The 255-nt window shown below is 52.9% G+C and carries 1 protein-coding gene; it reads left to right on the top strand.

Translation table 11 applies throughout. The features are described 5' to 3' along the window. A partial coding sequence (locus SB765_RS31600; protein ID WP_410932751.1) for a hypothetical protein occupies positions 1 to 236 on the top strand: 236 nt, incomplete at its 5' end. Positions 237 to 255: the final 19 nt, after the last annotated feature.

Here is a 255-nt window from a genome sequence, read left to right on the forward strand (position 1 = left end):
GGCAGCTACGCGAAGACTGGGAAGAATTAATGGATATGATTGTTCTCGGTCAGGTTGAGCGGATTACCGCTCGTCACGGGGAGTATTTACAGATACGACCGAAAGCAGCGAATGCGAAAGCGCTTACCGAAGCCATTGGTGCCCGGGGCGAACGGATTCTGACGCTGCCACGCGGCTTTTATTTGAAGAAGAATTTCACCAGTGCGCTACTGGCCCGTCATTTTCTGATCCAGTAGCCATCGCTTTGACCTGCCG

The sequence above is a fragment of the Pseudomonas sp. SIMBA_067 genome (genome assembly GCF_046534675.1).
GTDB classification, from domain to species: Bacteria; Pseudomonadota; Gammaproteobacteria; order Pseudomonadales; family Pseudomonadaceae; genus Aquipseudomonas; species Aquipseudomonas putida.